Origin of the sequence: Halobiforma nitratireducens JCM 10879 (assembly GCF_000337895.1) — an archaeon.
Taxonomy (GTDB): domain Archaea; phylum Halobacteriota; class Halobacteria; order Halobacteriales; family Natrialbaceae; genus Natronobacterium; species Natronobacterium nitratireducens.
Window position 1 is genome coordinate 1 of record NZ_AOMA01000095.1, and the last position, 18,577, is coordinate 18,577.

Annotated in this window: 17 protein-coding genes and 1 pseudogene; 9 read left to right on the forward strand and 9 right to left on the reverse strand. The window is 65.4% G+C overall.

All coding sequences use genetic code 11. From position 1 onward, the window contains the following. The 4 genes and pseudogenes from C446_RS09475 to ftsZ all read left to right on the forward strand — a co-directional run. Positions 1–420, forward strand: a 420-nt coding sequence (locus tag C446_RS09475) for a TrkA C-terminal domain-containing protein (protein WP_006672868.1), incomplete at its 5' end; no start/stop codon positions are given. 249 nt (positions 421–669) lie between these two features. Then, the gene (locus C446_RS09480) at positions 670–1,614 is read left to right on the forward strand and encodes a calcium/sodium antiporter (RefSeq protein WP_006672869.1); all 945 of its coding nucleotides are present in this window, start codon (positions 670–672) and stop codon (positions 1,612–1,614) included. A 139-nt stretch (positions 1,615–1,753) separates the two neighbouring features. Next, positions 1,754–3,203: pseudogene (locus tag C446_RS09485) on the forward strand (D-aminoacyl-tRNA deacylase). Positions 3,204–3,357: 154 nt separating this feature from the next. Then, positions 3,358–4,548, forward strand: a complete 1,191-nt coding sequence (ftsZ, locus tag C446_RS09490; protein ID WP_006672870.1) for a cell division protein FtsZ — start codon at positions 3,358–3,360, stop codon at positions 4,546–4,548. 54 nt (positions 4,549–4,602) lie between these two features. On the opposite strand, the gene C446_RS09495 is transcribed toward ftsZ, so the two are convergent. The 3 genes from C446_RS09495 to C446_RS09505 form a co-directional block, all read right to left on the reverse strand. Continuing rightward, positions 4,603–5,262, reverse strand: coding sequence for a hypothetical protein (locus C446_RS09495; protein WP_006672871.1), 660 nt, complete (start codon positions 5,260–5,262; stop codon positions 4,603–4,605). Further along, a complete protein-coding gene (locus C446_RS09500) occupies positions 5,255–6,424 on the reverse strand; it encodes a DUF3179 domain-containing protein (RefSeq protein WP_049920135.1) in 1,170 nt (389 codons plus the stop codon). The genes C446_RS09495 and C446_RS09500 overlap by 8 nt, the downstream gene beginning before the upstream one ends. 300 nt (positions 6,425–6,724) lie before the next feature. Beyond that, complete coding sequence (locus tag C446_RS09505) at positions 6,725–7,060, reverse strand: 2Fe-2S iron-sulfur cluster-binding protein (RefSeq protein ID WP_006672873.1); 336 nt, start codon at positions 7,058–7,060, stop codon at positions 6,725–6,727. A gap of 185 nt (positions 7,061–7,245) precedes the next feature. Here C446_RS09505 and C446_RS09510 point away from each other — a divergent pair, with 185 nt between their 5' ends. Together C446_RS09510 and C446_RS09515 are read left to right on the forward strand one after the other, a co-directional pair. After that, positions 7,246–8,997 carry an alpha/beta hydrolase family protein gene (locus C446_RS09510; protein ID WP_006672874.1) on the forward strand — a complete coding sequence of 584 codons (1,752 nt, stop codon included), beginning with the start codon at positions 7,246–7,248 and terminating at the stop codon, positions 8,995–8,997. Positions 8,998–9,150: 153 nt separating this feature from the next. After that, positions 9,151–10,560, forward strand: coding sequence for a geranylgeranyl reductase family protein (locus tag C446_RS09515; protein ID WP_006672875.1), 1,410 nt, complete (start codon positions 9,151–9,153; stop codon positions 10,558–10,560). A gap of 274 nt (positions 10,561–10,834) precedes the next feature. Here C446_RS09515 and C446_RS09520 read toward each other — a convergent pair whose 3' ends face one another. The 3 genes from C446_RS09520 to C446_RS09530 form a co-directional block, all read right to left on the reverse strand. After that, positions 10,835–12,064 carry a M48 family metallopeptidase gene (locus tag C446_RS09520; protein ID WP_006672876.1) on the reverse strand — a complete coding sequence of 410 codons (1,230 nt, stop codon included), beginning with the start codon at positions 12,062–12,064 and terminating at the stop codon, positions 10,835–10,837. Between the two features lie 123 nt (positions 12,065–12,187). Beyond that, complete coding sequence (locus tag C446_RS09525) at positions 12,188–13,468, reverse strand: amidohydrolase (protein ID WP_006672877.1); 1,281 nt, start codon at positions 13,466–13,468, stop codon at positions 12,188–12,190. A gap of 109 nt (positions 13,469–13,577) precedes the next feature. Continuing rightward, entirely contained in the window at positions 13,578–13,913 is a 336-nt protein-coding gene (locus tag C446_RS09530; protein ID WP_006672878.1) for an uS10/mL48 family ribosomal protein, read from the reverse strand. 239 nt (positions 13,914–14,152) lie between these two features. On the opposite strand from C446_RS09530, the gene C446_RS09535 reads away from it, so the two are divergent. The 3 genes from C446_RS09535 to C446_RS09545 all read left to right on the forward strand — a co-directional run bounded on the left by C446_RS09535 (position 14,153) and on the right by C446_RS09545 (position 16,862). Then, a complete protein-coding gene (locus C446_RS09535; protein WP_006672879.1) occupies positions 14,153–14,587 on the forward strand; it encodes a bis(5'-nucleosyl)-tetraphosphatase in 435 nt (144 codons plus the stop codon). A gap of 282 nt (positions 14,588–14,869) precedes the next feature. Continuing rightward, entirely contained in the window at positions 14,870–15,655 is a 786-nt protein-coding gene (locus tag C446_RS09540) for a DUF4013 domain-containing protein (RefSeq protein ID WP_006672880.1), read from the forward strand. A 103-nt stretch (positions 15,656–15,758) separates the two neighbouring features. Continuing rightward, the gene (locus C446_RS09545) at positions 15,759–16,862 is read left to right on the forward strand and encodes a DUF5787 family protein (protein ID WP_006672881.1); all 1,104 of its coding nucleotides are present in this window, start codon (positions 15,759–15,761) and stop codon (positions 16,860–16,862) included. A gap of 3 nt (positions 16,863–16,865) precedes the next feature. Here C446_RS09545 and C446_RS09550 read toward each other — a convergent pair whose 3' ends face one another. The 3 genes from C446_RS09550 to C446_RS09560 all read right to left on the reverse strand — a co-directional run bounded on the left by C446_RS09550 (position 16,866) and on the right by C446_RS09560 (position 18,512). After that, positions 16,866–17,453 (reverse strand): GNAT family N-acetyltransferase, encoded by a 588-nt coding sequence (locus tag C446_RS09550; protein WP_006672882.1) that lies wholly within the window; start codon positions 17,451–17,453, stop codon positions 16,866–16,868. 40 nt (positions 17,454–17,493) lie between these two features. Further along, the gene (locus C446_RS09555) at positions 17,494–18,006 is read right to left on the reverse strand and encodes a DUF5797 family protein (protein ID WP_006672883.1); all 513 of its coding nucleotides are present in this window, start codon (positions 18,004–18,006) and stop codon (positions 17,494–17,496) included. Between the two features lie 242 nt (positions 18,007–18,248). Continuing rightward, the gene (locus C446_RS09560) at positions 18,249–18,512 is read right to left on the reverse strand and encodes a phosphate-starvation-inducible PsiE family protein (RefSeq protein ID WP_006672884.1); all 264 of its coding nucleotides are present in this window, start codon (positions 18,510–18,512) and stop codon (positions 18,249–18,251) included. Between the last annotated feature and the right edge of the window lie 65 nt (positions 18,513–18,577).

Here is an 18,577-nt window from a genome sequence, read left to right on the forward strand (position 1 = left end):
AACCTGCTCGTCTCACTGCTCTCCAAGCGGATCGGCGTCGACCGTACCGTCGCAGTCATCGAGAACCTCGAGTACGCGGAGCTGTTCGAAACCGTCGGCGTCGACGTGGCGATCAACCCCCGGGAGGAAACCGCCGAAGAGATCGTCCGTTTCACCCGGGCTAACCACACCGAGAAGGTCGCCATGCTCGAGCACGACCGTGCCGAGGTTATCGAGATCGAGGTAAACGCCGACAGCCCGCTTGCCGGCCGGGAGATCGTCGAGGCGACCGGAACCTTCCCCGACGGCGTGGTCGTCGGCGCGATCTCCCGTCAGGGCGAACACATCACACCGCGGGGTGAAACCGTGATCGAGCCGGGGGATCACGTCGTCCTCTTCGTCGACGCCCGCGTTCTCGAGGCGGTCGTCGATTTGATCTGATTCGAGGGGTCGTTCGTCTTCGTCTTCGTCTCCGTCTCTGTTCCTCCCCCTCCACTCTCGCCCTGTACGTCTCCCCATCGTCGACTTACACTACTGGCCAACAGTCAGGACACACCCGATCGCGTCTCGGTGCCCGTCGGTTCCGCGACGGCGTCTCGACGCGATCGGGTGTGCAGTGTGTTGTCCGCAGTATCAGCCACCGGGACGACGTTCCGGACCGTTTTTGACGCGCTCTCGAGAACGTCCGCTATGCTCTCCGACGTCTGGCTTTTCGTCCTACTCTTGCTCGCCGGCGTCGTCGCCCTCTACGCCGGCGCGGAGCTGCTCGTGGCAGGAGCCGGGCAGCTCGCGCTCGGAATCGGGCTCCGGGCGGCGACCGTCGGCGTCACGGTCATCGCGTTCGCGACAACCGCCCCCGAGTTGTTCGTCTCGACGATCGGCGCGCTCGAGGTTTCGACCGACGTGGGTCTCGGGGCGATTCTGGGATCGAACGTCGCGAACATCGGGCTCGTGTTGGGTGTCGCGGCGCTCATCAGGCCGCTCTCGGTCGACGAGGCGGTTATGCGTCGGCACGTTCCGTTCATGGTGCTGGCCGCGTTTCTCCTGCTCGCTGTCGGCGCGAACGGCCGTATCGGTCGTCTCGAGGGTGCGATCTTTCTGCTGGTGTTGACAGCGTTTACCGGCTACCTGATTCATTGGGCGAACGTCGACCCAGCACCCGAGGTCGACGATCCCGACGCGGGCCAGGGGATCGTGGTCAAAGACGTCGCACTCGTCATCGGCGGTCTGATCGCGCTCGTCGTCGGCTCCCGCTGGCTCGTCTCCGGGGGGACGGGACTGCTATCGGCGCTTGGATTCTCGGACCTGTTCATCGGTCTGACGGTTCTCGCGCTCGGGACCTCGTTACCGGAACTGGCTGCATCGGTCATCGGTGCCGTCCGCGACGAGACGGGGTTCGCGATCGGGAACGTCGTCGGCTCGAACATCTACAACATCCTCGCGGTGCTGGGGATCGTCGCCCTGATCACGCCGATCGAAATCGCCCCGAGCACGCTCCGATTCGAACTCCCCGCGCTCGTCGTGTTCACGCTCGTCCTCGTGGCGATGATGTGGTACGGACGGCGACTCTCGCGACTCGACGGGGCCGTGCTGGTGCTCGGCTACGGCGCGTTCATCTACCTGCTCGTTCCGTAAGCGGCAGCGACCATCGAGAGTCGACGCCGGCCCGAAATAGAGGAGACACCCGTGGCGATCCCGGGCCGGATGGGCTGGCAACAGAACACGGAAAACCGGAAACGGGCGACTTAACGGGCACCGGCCCCCGACGACGAGTATGAGCGAGCTGGCGATCGTCGAGAGCCGCGCCGACCGCGCGTCGGTCCACATCTGCGACCACCTCAGGGAGATCGTCGACTGGGAGGTCCACGACGACGGGAGCAGACCCGACGCCGACGGCGGCGGCACCTACTACCGAGCCGACGGGCTGGAACTCCGGACGTTCGAGGACGTTCACCTCGAGCTCGAGCGGCCGGTCGAGGCTTTCGACTGTGACCCGGAGCTGCTGGTCTTCGCCTCGCGTCACTCCGGGGACACCGGGCCGTTGCTGACCGGCCACTTCACCGGGAACTTCGGCCCAGCGGAGTTCGGCGGCCAGGACAACGCCCTCGCCGACGCCGCACCCGCGGCACTCGCCGAACTGCTCGCGGCGTTCGACGAACACGCACCGGAGGGGTACGACGTTGGAATGGAGTGTACCCACCACGGACCGACGGACGTGGGCTGTCCCTCGCTGTTCGCGGAACTGGGCAGCGACGACGAACAGTGGGACGATCCCGACGGTGCCGGTGCCGTCGCCCGCGCGATCCTCGCATTGTGCGACGTCTCGCCCCACCGCGAGCGAACCGTCGTCGGCTTCGGCGGGAACCACTACGCTCCCCGGTTCGAGCGGATCGTCCGCGAGACGCCGTGGGCGGTCGGTCACGTCGCCTCCGAGTGGGCTCTCGAGGCGATGGGACACCCCGACGCCGATGCCAACCGCGACGCGCTCGCGGCTGCCTTCGAGGCCAGCGACGCCGACCTCGCGCTGGTCGACGGCGAGTGGCCCGTCCTCGAGGACGCGATCGACGATCTCGGTTATCGGCTCGTCAGCGAGACCTGGCTGCGCGAGGTNCGACCTCGCGCTGGTCGACGGCGAGTGGCCCGTCCTCGAGGACGCGATCGACGATCTCGGTTATCGGCTCGTCAGCGAGACCTGGCTGCGCGAGGTCGGCGATCGTCCGCTCGCGCTCGCCGAGGTCGTCGAGTCCTGCCTGGGTCGGCTCGACGACGGGGTCCGGTTCGGGGAGCTGTCGGCCGAGACCGTCGAGGCAGTCGATCTCCCGACTGCTCTCGTCGACGCCGCCGAGGGGGTCGATCCAGACCGAGTACGCGAGGTCGTCGCTGCCAACGCGGTCGCCTTCGAGACCGAAAACGGCGGGAGCCGCGTGGGGTCGCGGGCAGCCATCCCGGCGACGACCGACGCGACCGACCGTGACCCTCGAGGGACGATCGTCGAGGAACTGGCCGGCGTCCTCGAGGGGAAGTACGACGCCGTCACGGTGACCGACGAGGCGGTCGTCGCCGAGCGAACCGCGTTCGATCCCGCGCTGGCGAGCGAGGCCGGCGTCCCGGAGGGACCGAAGTTCGGCACGTTGGCCGACGGAGAGGCTGTCACGGTCGACGGCGAACGTGTCACTCCCGAGAGCGTTCGGAGCCGGCGAACGGATCGTTTCTCGATCAAATAGATACTGAATCCACCAGTAAGGTCGTATTATCCCGTCCTGAAGTACGACTCACAACTCTCTATAACTGATAGATAATCTGGCCGTAAATTGTCTGACGCTTGTCCGACGTGTAGGGGAAAGGTAATTATGCTCCATCGTTTAGAAGGGCCCAAGAATGGACTCACTCATCGACGACGCCATCGACGAGGCCGAAGAGGGGGAGGCCGAACGGACCGATCCCCCCACCGACGCACCCCAAGAGGGCGACGCGTCGGCCGAGGACACCGGCCGGGAGACCGGAACGATGACCGACGACGAACTGCAGGACGTTCTCAAGGACCTCCAGACCGACATCACCGTCGTCGGCTGTGGCGGTGCCGGCGGCAACACCATCAACCGGATGCACGAGGAGGGCATCCACGGTGCGAAACTCGTCGCCGCCAACACGGACGTCCAGCACCTCGTGGAGATCGAAGCCGACACCAAGATCCTGATGGGCGAGGAGAAAACCGGCGGTCGTGGTGCCGGCTCGCTCCCGCAGGTCGGTGAAGAGGCTGCCCTCGAGAGCCAGGGCGACATCTACGAGGCCATCGACGGCTCGGATATGGTTTTCGTCACCGCCGGGCTCGGCGGCGGCACCGGGACCGGCTCCGCGCCCGTCGTCGCGAAAGCGGCCCGCGAAGCCGGCGCGCTGACGATCGCGATCGTCACGACGCCGTTTACCGCCGAAGGTGAGGTCCGGCGGACCAACGCCGAGGCCGGTCTCGAGCGGCTGCGTGACGTCTCCGACACCGTCATCGTCGTGCCCAACGACCGCCTGCTCGACTCCGTCGGCAAACTTCCCGTCCGCCAGGCGTTCAAGGTCTCTGACGAGGTGCTGATGCGCTCGGTCAAGGGCATCACGGAACTGATCACCAAGCCCGGCCTCGTCAACCTCGACTTCGCCGACGTTCGCACCGTCATGGAACGGGGCGGCGTCGCGATGATCGGACTGGGCGAAGCGGACTCGGAGGCCAAGGCCGAAGACTCGGTCAAGACCGCGCTTCGCTCGCCACTGCTCGACGTCGACATCTCCGGGGCCAGCTCCGCGCTGGTCAACGTCACCGGTGGCAACGACATGGCCATCGAGGAGGCCGAAGGTGTCGTCGAGGAGATATACGACCGGATCGACCCCGACGCCCGCATCATCTGGGGGACCTCGATCGACGAGAACCTCGAGGGCAGCATGCGTACGATGATCGTCGTCACCGGGGTCCAGTCGCCCCAGATCTACGGTCAGCCCGACGGCGAGTCGGTCCAGCCCGAGATGGGTGGTGCCGGCGGCGCTGGCGGTGCCGGCGGCGACGACATCGACTTCGTCGACTGATCCCCTTCGCGGCGGCGTCGACGCCGTCGCGCCCGATCGGTCCGACGCGTGGCGTCACCGATGACCCTCGAGTCCCATCGCTCCCGCAGTTGTGTTTCCGTCTTCGTTTCCCGCATCGACGTCGATTTTCCCTGCGACGTAACTGAGAGTACCGACCAGCAGGACTACGCCGACCGGCAACAGCCACGGCAGCGTCGCCAGCAACGCACCGCTGACCTGAACGCCCAGCGCCAGCGCGATCGCGGGTGCACAGCAGACAGTTCCGGAGAGTAACGCGGGAACGGCGGCCGCGACTCCGGTGGCGGCTCCGCGTCCCGCATCGTCTCCCCCTCGTCCGGCGTCGATCCCACAAGCCGCTGGCCGGACCACCGCGAGGGTCGCGAGCGCGAGATTGAGTCCGACTAACGCCGACAGCGCCACGCCGATCGCCGCGTCGATCGGGGAGAGCAGGAACGTCCCGTAGCCGAACTCGAGGAGGGCGACCGGCTCGAACGATATCGGGCCCCGACGCTCGAGGGCGCGGGCCAGCGGCTCGTCGACGAGTAGCCAGCCGGTGCCGGCGTCCGCCCGGATCGTCAGCAGATCGGTGACCCACAGGTACGCCAGGAGGTAGCCGATTCCGACGACGGCCGCGAGGGTACGAGCGTCGCGGCGTGCGAGCGCGAACCGGCAGGCGGCGACGGTAGCGGCCGCCCGCGAGCGAAACTCACTCATGGACGCTCGTCGAGGGGTAGAATCCCGCCCAAGCGAACCACATCGCATCGTAGGCCGACAGCGACTCGAGCGGGAGATCGGCGGGATCGTGCCGCTCGCCGTCGGGCCCGGTCACCGCACTCGCGTCGGCGTCGAACTCGTACCCCGACGCGTCGTCGACCCGGTAGAGGTGGCCGACGTCGAGCGTCGCATCGTAGGCTGCGAGGTAATCGTCCTCGCGATCGTCGCCGGAGATCCCGTAGACGCCGTGCTCCCGCAGTCCCTCGAGCGAGATCGCCAGCGGGCGGTCGTCGGGCCGACTGCAGCGGAAGGGTTGCTTCGGCGGGTGGCGATCGTCGGCCGTCAGCGGCTCGAACAGCACGTCGCTGTCTTCGGCGTAGTAGCCGCTCGGTGGGTTGTACGACCTGTATGGGTCGTTTTCGTAGTCCCGAACGTAATCACGGTCACGGACCACCACGACCGAATCCGGGTGAGCCTCGACCCAGGTTTCCCAGGTCGTCCAGTAGACGGGAACCTCGCGAAGCGACGCCGCCTCGAGCGGGCCTTCTATCGCCGTGGCAAGCATCTGTGGCCAGTAGCTCTCCTCCGCACGGTCGTACATGACGAGGTTGCTGTTGAGCAGGTGACCGGAGACGCCGAACTCGACGTCACCGCGCTCGAATCCCATCGCGGTGCCGGTCAGCGGGCAGTATGTGACCGCGATCGGCTCGCCGCCGATCTCGTCGTTGACGATCTCGTGGTGGACGAGAATCGATCGCGGGTAGGCTTTGGCCTCGCCGTTCCTGACGACACCGAAAACGGGGTCGTCGGGTCGGGGCTCGGCCCCTTCCCCGACGTCTGCAACCGGCTCGAATATCGGCTCGTCGACCGACGGAATCCCGTCACGAGGGACGACGTTCTCGACGGTCGCCTCCCGAAGCGACTCGAGTGCGTACTCGACGGGCAACTGGCTCTTGGCCGTCGGCACGGGAGACGTTTCGACTGCACTCTCGTCAGGCGTAGCTGCCATCTCCTCGGGAGTGACTCCGTTCGCACCACCCCCCTCGTCGTAGCTACTGGACGAAGAATCGGCGTTCGGTCCGGAGTCGCCGAGACAGCCGGTGAGACCGATCGCCGCGAGTGTTCCCGACGCGAGGACGCTTCGCCGCGAACGACGTGTCATGTACAAACAGTAGCTGGCCGGAGATAACGCGGTGTCGCGGTCGTGTGCCGAAAAGACACAACCCCTCGCCGAACGGATCGCGACAGCAGTCAGAGAGACGATAGCGGTCGAGAGACCAAACGAGCCGTGGGATCGACGGCTCTCGTAGCTGCTGAGAGTCGTTACCGGCGCAACCGCCACCTCGAGCGGTTGCATCGGTGGCCGTTACATTTAGCCGCCTCATACGGATTGCTGTAACTATTTACCGTCGATCACCGGTCCCGTCCGGCGATCGGCGGTAATTGACTACAGTAAACCGCCTCAGTCGTCGGCCGCCGTCGCCCCGTCTGCAACTTCCGCGTCGATCTCGCTCTCGATGCTCGGCGGGTACTTGCCACGCTCGAGTTTCAGGTCCGACTGGGGACGAGCCATACAGGTCAGTGCGTAGTTCTCGGCCTCCGCTTCGGTCAAACCGCGGGCTGCGGGCTGGGTAACCTCGCCTTCGACGATCTCCGCCGAACAGGCCAGACACATCCCGACGCGACAGGAGTATTCCTGGGCGATACCCTCCTCGAGACAGCGATTGAGGATCGTCTCCTTGTCCGAGCAGGTAATCGTCTCGCCCGTCCCGACGAATTCGATAGTATACTCCGCCATGGCCGTCGCTACGGTCGACCCCACTAAAATTCTTTATTACGAATCTGTTGTTGCGAGAACGACGAAACAGTGACCGACGAACTGATGGTATTGTTTACTCTTGATTGCCGATCGCTAGTAAACTTTGGGCTACGTTGTTCCGGTTCCATATACTTTAATTACAATTGTTAATAACCTCCAACGGGATGGATACCAGTAGAAAACAAATCGCGGTCGTCGTTGTCGTCGCGCTCCTGCTCGTGTTCGGGGGTAGTGCGTTAGCGTACTGGGGGCAGACGGCCGGCGGCGACGTCGACGTACAACAGGTCGACGTCGAAACCGCGGACGGGGGAACGATCGATGGCTACCTCTACGTGCCTGATGGGGTAACTGCGGACGATCCGGCACCGGGGGTCCTCGCCGTTCACGGCTACATCAACTCCAAGGAGACCCAATCGAGCTTCGCGATCGAGTACGCTCGGGCGGGCCACGTCGTGCTAGCGATCGACCAGCCGGGCCACGGCTACTCCGACCCACCGGCCCACGCCCACGGCTGGGGTGGCCCACCGGCGCTCGAGTACCTCGCCGACCACGACCTGGTCGACGAGGACAACATCGGCCTCGAGGGTCACTCGATGGGCGGATGGGCGTCAGTCGCCGCTGCCGCGGAACATCCGGATAGGTACGAATCCGTCGTCCTCGTCGGCTCCGCGACCGGCAGCGCCGGCGCACCCGAGGGCGACGAGACCTTCCCGCGGAACCTCGGCGTCGTCTTCACCGAGTACGACGAGTTCCACTGGCTGATGTGGGAGACCGAGACCGCGCCGGCGACACCGGAAAGCGAGAAGCTCCAGTCGGTCTTTGGCACCGACGAACCCGTCGAAGAAGGCCAGGTCTACGGCGACATCGAGGACGGAACGGCGCGATACCTCTCGATGCCGGCCACCACGCATCCGGGCGCACACCACTCGCCGACGGCAGTCGGAGAGACCGTCGACTGGACCCTCGAGACGCTCGAGGGCAACGAGGACACCGAGGGACAGCTCTGGTACTGGAAGGAACTCGGCACGGCACTCGCGTTGCTCGGCGGTGTGCTCTTCCTGTTCCCTGCGGTCGGCGCGCTCTCGCGTGCCGGTCCGCTCGAGGGGGCGAGCCGGGCACTGCCGGAGCCGGTCGCCGAACGGGACCGGGGCTGGTACGTCGCAGCCGTGCTCACCGCCATCGTGCCGGTACTGCTTTACTACCCGACGATGCTGCTGGGGAGCGAGTCGATGCCGGTGACTGCGGTGACGCCCCAGGGTGAGACGAACGGCATCGTCCTCTGGGCGCTCGCGAACGTCGTCGTGATCGCAGCCCTACTGGGGCTGTGGCACCGCAACAGCGGGCGGTCGCTGACCGACGAGCGCTACGGCCTCGACGTCGGCGACGGCCTCGGGACGATCGGCCGCTCGCTCGCGGTCGCCGTCGGTGCCGTCGGCGGCCTCTACGTCCTGCTGTGGATCGTCGACGCCGCGTTCATGACCGACTTCCGGGCCTGGGTACTCGGCGTGAAGCTCATGTCCGACCTTCACGTCCGCATCTTCCTCACGTACCTGCCCGCGTTGTTCGTGTTCTTCCTCGCACTCGAGGTGTTGCTCCACGGCCGCCTGCGAACGCGTGAGACGACCGATTCGCTCCGGCGGGCGATAGCCACGAACGCGGTCGTACTGACGGGCGGGTTCGTCCTCCTGCTTGCGGTCCAGTACGGCGTCCTGTTCGCGACGGGTGCGCTTGCGCTACCGATGACCGCGTTGCAGACGATTATCGCGTTCCAGTTCGTCGGCCTGCTGCCGATCGTCGCGGCGGTGTCGACGTACTGTTTCCACCGGACCGGCCGGGTTTGGGCGGGAGCCCTTCTCAACAGCCTGCTGCTCACCTGGATCATCGTCGCCTCGCAGGCGATCCACTACCCGTTCTAAACGGGTAGCGTCCCGAGTCCCCGTCCGGACGTTCCGACGGCCGACGGGGCACGGAGACCGGAACCGGGGACGAGGACGGAGACGATTACGACGGAACAGCGCCGACACAACGACTATAAAACGTTTTCTTCCCGGGATATCAACGCCCTTGATATGAGTACGCAGGACGAGTCTGCCGCCGGCGCAGCACCGCGGACCTATACGCCCGATGTCGTCGTCGTCGGGGCCGGCACGGCAGGCTGTTACGCCGCAGCGACCGTCGCTCGGGAGGGGTACGACGTCGTCGTCCTCGAGCGCAAAAACGAGGACGAGGCGGGCCACATCGCCTGTGGCGACGCCTTGAAGGGGGCGAGTGACTTCCCCGATGCGATTCCGAGGTCCCAACTCGAGCCCGCGATCACCAACACCGAGGTCGACCACGGCCGGTTCGAGATTCCACAGGAGGACACCGTCCTCGAGATTCCGGTGCCCGGGGAGCTCGCCGTTATCGACCGCTGGGAGTACGGCAAGCGGATCATCGAGGGGGCCGAAAACGCAGGTGCGGAGATTCACTACGACACCGTCGTCCAGACCGTCACCCAGGAAGCCGAGTCCGGTCGCGTCACCGGCGTCGAGGGGATGCGAGCCGGCGACCCGGTCAGCTACGAGGCCGATGTCGTCATCGACGCGGCCGGCGCACTCTCCGTCCTGCAAGACGAGGTCGACTTTTCGGAATCGACGTTCGACACCAACGTCGACTACAGCCACTTCTGTTCGGCCTACCGCGAAATCGTCCACGTCGAGGAGCCGGTCGAGTGGTCCGACGCCCTCGTCTTCAAGCCGACCGAGCGCGCAGCGGGCTATCTCTGGTACTTCCCGCGAACCGAGACCGAGATCAACGCCGGGCTCGGCTTCCAGATGACCGAAGAGCCGATGCAACTCGTCGACGACCTCAAGCGTGACCTCGAGAACCGTACGGAGTTCGACGGGGCCGACGTCGCGGACAAGCTCGGTGCTGCCTTACCCACGCGCCGGCCGTACGATTCGGCGGTCCATCCGGGCTATATGGCCGTCGGCGACGCGGCGGGTCACGTCAACCCCACTACGGGCGGCGGGATCGCCGGCGCAGCCTACGCCGGCAAGTACGCCGCCGAACAGGCGATCGAGGCCCTCGAGACAGGCGACTTCAGCGAGGAGACCTTCTGGGAGTACAACGAACTGGTGATGGACCACTTCGGTGCCCGGTACGCCACGCTGGACGTCTACAACATCCTCTCGACCGCGGTCGATGTCGACGACCTGATGAGCCTGCTCGCCGCGATGCCCGGCGACAAACTCGCCGAAGCCCTCTACTCGGGGAGTACGGACATCGGCCTGAAGCTCAAGCTCGAGGCCCTGCTCAAGAGCCGCGGCCACTGGGGAACCATCTGGACCCTCTATCGGACGAAACGGCGGGCCGACGACCTGCTCGAGCACTACGAGGCGTACCCCTCGAGTCCCGACGACCTCGCGGCCTGGCAACAGCGCCGCGACGAGTTACTGGAAGCAGTCTATGAGACGACGGGAGCCGATCCGAAGTACTAAAGACGAAATTTTACTCTGCGGTCTGTTGCGAGCGAGATGGTTTCGTCTCGCTCGCAACGTCTCTCGGTGAAATTTCGATCAAAATCAGTCGTCGGCCCGCTCGCTCCCCGACTCAGGGCCTTCGGCCGTTCGTCTTTCCGCGTCGCGTCGCGCTTTCGCTCGCGGTCTGTATCGGGTGACCGCCTGCCCTCCCCCGAGTCGCGACGGCCGCCGCGAATTGCGGCGACCGCCCCTCCTGGCCACACGTTTCTGGTGGATTACAATCTCGGATAGATCAAACGCGAGCACGAAGCCGTTCGACCCGCTTCTCGGTCGACGGATGCGTCCCGAACAGTCTGCGCGCGACGAATCGTCGTGTGCGGTCGAAAAACCGGTGTTCCTCCCACGGCGGCGGGACGATCGAGAACGCCGCCGTGGATCGATGCTCCCGGAGGTCACTCGAGGGACGAAACTCGAGATCGTGATCCAGCGTCTCGAGAGCACTCGCCAGCGCCGCAGGGTCGCCAGTGATCGCGACGGCACCCCGATCCGCAACGTACTCGCGGTACCTGGCGACGACCGTGCAGGCCCACCGACTCAGGCCGGCGACGACGAATATTGGAATCGAGACGACCGGATGGTGGTACGGGCTCTTCTGTCCCTCCAGTTCGGTCTCGAGCATGGCGTGTGCCTTCACTCGCGGAATCGACAGGAACGTCAGTATCGCCGCGTCGCGGTTGAGTACGTGGGCGAGTTCGTGGGCCAACACGGCCTCGAGTTCGCGGTCCGAAAGTTCCTCGTAGAGTCCACGCGAGACGACGATCGTCGACGTCTGCGGACGGATGCCGACAGTAGCCGCGATCGGCGTCCGGTCGCGACCGAGGCGAACGGTCGGGGCCGGAACGCCCGCCTGGTTCGCGAGTCGATCGACGCGGGCCTGCAGGTCCTCGAGGCGCTCGGTATCGTCGGCGTCGAGTTCGGTAGCTTCGAGGACGCGGACTTCCTCCTCGAGTCGTCGCTGGACGCTGCCGCCTTCACCCAGTTCGTCCGCGATAGTGCGGCTGGTGAGAAAGAGCGACCCGACGATTCCGGCGACGACAGCGATCGGAACCACGACCTGAAACGGCGTCAGCGAACTGGTCTCGACGAAAACGAACCCGACGATCCAGGCGACGAGCAGCCCGAATGCGACGCCACTCCAGCGAAGCCACGTACGGGTATCGGGGGCTGTAATACTGCGTGCCAGCGGTTCGAACGCCTCGGCCGTGGCGTCGTTGTCGATACGACCGACCACGAGCGGCCGTGGCATCACCCGCCGGTAGACGGCCGTGACGACGAGCCAGGGAACGACGAGGAGCAAAGAGATGGTGATCACCCACGGAACGAACGTCAGGAACAACACCGTGACGACAGCGATCACCGCGAACTCGAGAACGAGCAGCGTCGCGATCCCGAGCGTCGCGATCAGACCGGCGACCAGCATCCGACTCCAGAGCCCGAACTGGAGCCGTGTCGACTGAGTCACGGGCCGACCACCTCGACCGAGACCGGTCGTGCTGGAAGTCGTCGCACGGAGGCAGGTGTAGCGGGCAACACTGTCAGATATCCGTACTGACAGAATGTTCAAGAAGGTTTCGAGGAGGACTCGTTACGGTCGTTCGTCGGCTATCTGCTCGATCGCACCGGCGAGCGTCTCGATGCCGTGGCCGATACTTGGCTCGTCGACATCGAAGGTCGCGGTGTGGTGGCCGCCCGGATGGTCCGTGCCGACGCCGACGTAACACGCCAGCCCGCCGTTCTGTTGAACTTCGCGCATCAGGAAAGTCGCGTCCTCGCTACCGCCGAGTTCGTCACGCTCGAGGATAGTCTCGACGCCCGGGACCTCCGCGGCCGCGTCGGCGACCAGCGTCGCGAGTTCCCCGTCGCTGGTGGCGCTCGGTGCCTGCGCGCCGAGTTCGACTTCGACCTCACAGTCGTGCATCTCGGCGGCGGACTCGATGACGCGCTCGGCGTTCTCGACCATGTACTCCATCAGTTCGGTCGTCTCACCACGAACCTCGGCGACGATCGAGGCGGACTCCGGGATGACGTTCGCGGCGCTACCACCCTCGACGATCCCCGCGTTGATCCGCGTCGGGCCGTCGCTGTTGCGCGGAATGGCATAGAGGTTCTGGACGGCCGTCGCCATCGCCTGAACCGCGTTGCGCCCCTGTTCGGGATGGCCACCGGCGTGGGCCGGTTCGCCCGTAAACTCCGCCTCGAGGTGCGAGACCGCGAGGAAACCGTCGACGGCCGTGACGACCTCCCCGGTCGGGTGATCGAGCCCGATATGGGTTGCCAGCAGGTAGTCGACGTCTTCGATATGTTCGCTTTTGGCCATCGACTTACCGCCGCCGATGACCTCCTCTGCGGGCTGGAAGAACACCTTCAACGTTCCCTCGAAGTCGCTGTCGACGATCTCCTCGAGGACGCCGACGCCGATCGTCGCGTGGGCGTCGTGGCCGCAGGCGTGCATCGCACCCTCGTGTTCCGAACGAAAGCCCTCGGCTACGGGCTCGTGGTCCGGGTCGTCGCTCTCCGCGCGGGGTAGGCCGTCGATGTCGACCCGCAGGCCGACGGTCGGCCCCTCTCCCTTCTCGAGGACGGCGACTGCACCTGTGTAGCCTCCCTCGAGGGACTCGAGAACGTCCTCGTCGACGCCGGTCTCCCGCGCCCGCTCGAAGGCGTGGGTAAGCTCGGCATCGTCGGGGACTGCGAGGCGGTTGTCGACGTCGATCGCCTCGGGGCCGACGTGGAGTTCGGCGAGCTCGTCGCCGAACCTGGACTCGAGTTCGTCGACGATGCGTGCGGTCGTGTAGAACTCCCGCCAGGCGGGTTCGGGTCGACGGTGCAGCTCGCGTCGCAGCTCGACGAGGTCGTCTGCGGTCATGGCCCGTACTGGGTAGCGGTGCTTAAAAGTGCTATCGGAGGCGGAACCTCGTGGTACGCTGGTCGTCGTTCCCCGGTACGAGCCACAAAACGACCGGCAGTGAACCGTATCAGTTCCCGCGGCCGGCACCGTGGATCTGTTCGATCTCGGCTTCGACGTGGATCGAATCCGGGAAATCGCGGACCGCCACTTCGCGCGCGAACTCGTCGTGGCCGTGGATTTCGAGTTCGCGGGTGAAGACCGTATACTCCCAGGAAGAGAAGTGGCGCTCGTCGTCGGCGTGGAGGCGACAGCGCTGAGGGACGGACATATCCATCGGCGGGTTCGAGTGGGGGCCTTTCAGCGCTGCCCCCTTTCGTTCGGCGGTCGATTTGATGTCGTCGACGATCCCCTCGAGGGCGGCTCTGTCGCCGCTCTGAAGCGTGAGACGAGTAACGAAGGTCATAGCTGGTCGGGTACGATATGATCGATGGTCGGCGCGTAAAAACTTGCTGAGACGGGTCGAGCATGCGAGAAGACGCAGTGGATTTGAATCGGGAAGGCAGCGAGCCGTCGGGGGCCGTGGGGATCGAGTGCACCCCGTTTGGCGTTCGACCGACGATTCGGGACCCCCGAGACGCTCGAGGGTGTTCGTTTAACGAACAGTCCGATATTCTCTTAACGTCGCGCCTAGTACTCCAGTTAATGGCAGTCGAAGCTACGAGCGCAGGCGCAATCCTCTTCCGCGACACGCGGGGCCGGCGCGAGTATCTTCTACTCAAGAGCCGCCCAGGCGACTGGGAGTTTCCCAAGGGCGGTGTCGAAGGAGATGAAGAGCTACAACAGACGGCGATCCGCGAAGTAAAGGAAGAGGCAGGTATCGAGGAGTTCCGACTGATCGACGGCTTTCGTGAGGACTACGACTACGTCTTCGAGGCAAACGGCAAGACGATCCACAAGACCGTTCACCTCTTTATCGCGAAGTCGTTCGAGGCCAGTGCGGAACTCTCGAACGAACATCGCGACCTGCAGTGGCGCGATTACGAACAGGCGGTAAACACCGTCACGCAGGACGGTCCGCGCGAGATTCTCGAACAGGCACACGAGTTCCTCGACGAGCGTGAGGAAGACGAGGAGTAGCCGTCAACGTCGACATCGACGTCGGCGTTGGCGTTGCGTTCGACGGTAACTGACACGGAGTCGACCTCTGATCGGACGCCCGAGCCTCGCCCCTTCCCCCCTCCCTGGGGCGTCGCGGTGGGACCGACCGCGCGCCGGTCTGCGATACGCGGCTCACGGCACACGGCTCACGGTCGGTTCGCAGTCCCTACCCTACCGATTGTGTCTTCACATCTCGCCCGCCTCGACGGCGAACACCTTTTTGCGAATTCGTCGGCATGGCACACTCGAGACGACCCGTCCATGCTCGAGGATCGCGATCCGCCCGTCCACCGCTACCCGGTTTACAGCCCGTGGCTCGAGCGGACGATCCGTGGGTCCCTGCTCGTGCTCGGATCGATCCTGTTTCTCCCCGCTCTCTTGCTCGGGGGTTACTGCGTTCGCGTCCTCGAGACGACGCTCGCCGGTCGCGACGAGCCGCCACGACTCGCGCCGCTTTCGGACTGGCGTGGCCTCTCGAGGCGGGGGCTCGGTGTCGTTACGATCGCGTCGGCGTACGTTCTCGCTCCGCTCGCGGCCGGGGTAGCCGTCGGCGTCGTCGTCGGTGCGGTCGGTTACTACGCGCTCGCGGCCCTGGCCCCGGTGGTCGCTGGCAACGCGGTGGCACGCTGGGGGATCAGCGCGCTCGCGGCCGCCCTGGCCGCACTGTTCGCGCTGCTCGTCGTCGGGGCGACGCTGCTGGTCTACTACGCCCTGCCCGCTGCGATCGTCCGGTACGCCGAAACCGGTTCCGTCCGAGCAGCGTTCGACCGCCGGGCAGTCGTCACGCTCGCCTTCCATCGTGAGTACGCCTTCGCGGTCGCGATTCTGCAGGTCGTCCCGCTTCTGGTTCCCGTCGCCGCGGTCGCCGCGCTCGCGACGGTCGTGGGTGTAGTCGCCGTCCCCGCCGTCCCGTTTCTCGCCGCTGTCGGCTGCTCCAGACTGCTCGGAGTCGCGGCTGTCTCGATCGACTCTCGCAACGACTCCGAGTCGTCCCGGTCGGCAACACCTCGAGAAACCTCGATTCGAGCGGATCGAACGGGACGGTAAGGGCGGGCCACCGCCGAGCCCCGCTCCGATCGGATCAGACTGGACCGGGCAGGATCGGGCAGGATCGGGCAGCGTTTTCACTCGTCGGCCGAAAGGGATCGCCGTGGACTCCGACGCGTACAGCACCGAGTTCGGGTTCGAACTGCGAACCTGCGAATGGGTCGAGCGCGAGTGGCCGCCCGGCTCCGGAGGGAACGACCGTAAGGGAGACGGCGAGAGTGAAAACGAAATCGAAAACACCGCCACCCTCGTCGCCCGACAACTGGGCACCGAACGGCGACGCTGGGACACCATCGTTCTCGAGTGCGATCCCGACGCGCTCGGCGAGCGCGCCCGCTTCGGACCGACGCGACTCGACAGTGATCTCCGTCACGTCGTTCGGAACGCGCCTGCGGAGTGGACCTACTACCGCGAGGCCCTTCCCCATCCGGGCTATCCGTGGCGCTACGTCCGCGAGGCGATTCACCGGGCCGACGACCGGGCCATCCTCGAGACCCGCAAGGACGGCAACCGGATTCAGATCCGACGGAAGTGGCCTTATCCCGACTGGTGCGAGCGGATCGTCGCCATCGAGAACAAACCCGACCTCGACCGGTCGGCGGCCCGACGGCTCCGCCCCCAACTCGAGTTCGACGTTGCGCTCGGGCTAGCCGACGAGGTCTGGGTCGCTACGCGCCGAACCGGCGATCGGGTGGAGCCGATCCTCCTCGAGGACCTGCCCGTCGAGGCGGGCGTACTCGCGTTCGATCCCGACGATCTGTCGGCCGAGGTCGCCTGGCACCCACGGTCGCTGGCGATCGGAGAACCTGGGACGCGTATCCTCGAGCGTCCCGGTGGCAATACTCACGACGGTTCGGCGGCACGATTCGAGTACGTCGATCCCGAGTGGAAACGCGAGCGTCGCCTCGGGATCGCCGAACGGGCGTACGAACGCGGATGGCGCTCGTTCGTCGAGACGATGCGGCCCGACTGTCGTCACTTCCTGCTTCGCGAACGGGACGGCCAGTTGCTCCCGTACTGCGGCGCGAAAGGCTACCAGCCCACGGCCCGCGAGTGTTCCGGGGACTGTCCCGACTACGTGCCCGAGCCACCGGCGTGGCGAACGAAAGGCTGGCCGATCGAAGGGGGTCCCGGCAAACGGTCCCAGCAGTTGCTCTCGGACCGACGGCGACGCCAGCGGCCGGGGCTCGAGCCGTCGAGCGAGTGACGCTCATCTCTGCTCGTCTCTCGCGTCCAAAAACGCCGTCCGCGTGACGGTAGACCGGTGATGGTCCGCAACTTCGTCCCCGATCGGCGTCCAGTTTCGTAGACACCCCTCGTACTGTCCCCCGACGTCCCCGACGAACGTCTTTATTGCCCGTTTCGAGCGGTCGTTTCCCGCCTCGTGGCCGATCGCGACGACCTCGAGGTCGAGGTGATCGAACGCGAGTTCGGTCAGCGCCGTCGCACACTCGCCCGCGTAGCCGTTCCCCCAGTAAGGTCTGCCGAGAATGAAGCCGATCCGTCCCGTCTGTCGGTCCCACTCGAGGAACAGCCCGGTGTAGCCCGCGAGTTTCCCGTCGGCCGTGTAGACGGCGTACTGTGCGGCCTCGCGGTCGTTCCACGTCGACTCCGCTTCGAGCAACTGCTCGTGGGCCTCTTTCACCGTCGCGTACGGTTCCTGTGGAACGTACTCGAAGGCGTCCGCGACGTCCTCGCGTGTCTCCGCGAAGAGATGGTACAGTTCGTAGACATCTACGTGATCGGGACCGAACTGCTCCAGGACGAGCGAGTCGGTCTCGAGTGTTTCGGGGAACATACGACGCGGTGTTGAGCAGTCTACATAAATGGATGAGGACTCAGTCGGAGACCTCGACCTCGAGGTCCGCACGCTCGACCGCCAGCCGGAACGTGGGGACGGTGCGGTACTCGACCTCGACGACGTCCTTGCGACGGAGCCGCTGGAGTGCGGACCGGACGTCTTCGGCGTCGGGCTCGTCGTCCCCGTACTCGTACGCGTCCCGCAACGAGTGAAGCACCGACACGACACTTTCGGACTCCTCGCCGGGACCGGCAAGAACCGCAACGACTCGCGCCTGGAGCTCCGGCACGCGGATTCGCGAGGGGGCACCCGCTTCGTCGGGATCGGTTTCGATCCCTGGCTCGACGTCGACGAGGTCGGCCGCCTCGGCGGTCGCCCGGATCAGGCTGTTGTCGTCGCGAAAGTAGTAGTCGCCGAGTTCGTTCTCGAGGTACTGGTGGACCTCGCTGCCGCTTTCCATCCCCCAGCGGTCCTGCAACTCGGCGTTTTTCGTCGGCTGTAGTTCCACCACGTCGGCCAGCCGTTCCGTGGCCTCGTCCGAAAGCGTCATCGTCGAATCGTATGGGGATACGGTACTTTTGCGTTGCGTCCCGTCGTCTGGTCGGAGTGCGTGCCAGAAGGCCCGGTTGCTGGATCGCAGTGAATTCAGTAGATCGTGAAATCTGAGCGGTCTGCGAAGCGACCGGGTCTCGGTTGTCGACGGCCCGTTCTGTTGAAATTCCGTCCCAGAGACACGTCTCAACAGTCGACGTGAATACAGGGCGTGGCTGTCCCACGGGGGGTCGGTTCGATTTACTGCTCGTACCCCGAGTCTGCGTCTTCGACGTACCGGACGACAAAGTACGCGATTACGAGTCCAATGAGCAGAATTCCGAACCCGGCAGCAGCGGTGAGTGCATCAGTAGCCGTCTCGAACTCGTCAATGCGAAAACTAATTATTTCACGGGAAATTGCAATTATCGCGGCACCGATCACGATCTGAATGACCGGTTCATTACGAGCATACGCGATCAGCGTCCGATGGACCTCGACATTGACATCCTCCTCCGCGTTCACGCGGAGGAATCCCGAGCGGTGGGAGTTTCAGGTCTGCAACCATGGACGCCGCCACTTCACGGGAG

Coding starts and splice junctions, on each gene's coding strand:
- C446_RS09480 (WP_006672869.1), top strand. CDS start 670: ATGCTCTCCGACGTCTGGCTTTTCGTCCTACTCTTGCTCGCCGGCGTC.
- ftsZ (WP_006672870.1), top strand. CDS start 3,358: ATGGACTCACTCATCGACGACGCCATCGACGAGGCCGAAGAGGGGGAG.
- C446_RS09495 (WP_006672871.1), bottom strand. CDS start 5,262: ATGAGTGAGTTTCGCTCGCGGGCGGCCGCTACCGTCGCCGCCTGCCGG.
- C446_RS09500 (WP_049920135.1), bottom strand. CDS start 6,424: ATGACACGTCGTTCGCGGCGAAGCGTCCTCGCGTCGGGAACACTCGCG.
- C446_RS09505 (WP_006672873.1), bottom strand. CDS start 7,060: ATGGCGGAGTATACTATCGAATTCGTCGGGACGGGCGAGACGATTACC.
- C446_RS09510 (WP_006672874.1), top strand. CDS start 7,246: ATGGATACCAGTAGAAAACAAATCGCGGTCGTCGTTGTCGTCGCGCTC.
- C446_RS09515 (WP_006672875.1), top strand. CDS start 9,151: ATGAGTACGCAGGACGAGTCTGCCGCCGGCGCAGCACCGCGGACCTAT.
- C446_RS09525 (WP_006672877.1), bottom strand. CDS start 13,468: ATGACCGCAGACGACCTCGTCGAGCTGCGACGCGAGCTGCACCGTCGA.
- C446_RS09530 (WP_006672878.1), bottom strand. CDS start 13,913: ATGACCTTCGTTACTCGTCTCACGCTTCAGAGCGGCGACAGAGCCGCC.
- C446_RS09535 (WP_006672879.1), top strand. CDS start 14,153: ATGGCAGTCGAAGCTACGAGCGCAGGCGCAATCCTCTTCCGCGACACG.
- C446_RS09540 (WP_006672880.1), top strand. CDS start 14,870: ATGCTCGAGGATCGCGATCCGCCCGTCCACCGCTACCCGGTTTACAGC.
- C446_RS09550 (WP_006672882.1), bottom strand. CDS start 17,453: ATGTTCCCCGAAACACTCGAGACCGACTCGCTCGTCCTGGAGCAGTTC.
- C446_RS09555 (WP_006672883.1), bottom strand. CDS start 18,006: ATGACGCTTTCGGACGAGGCCACGGAACGGCTGGCCGACGTGGTGGAA.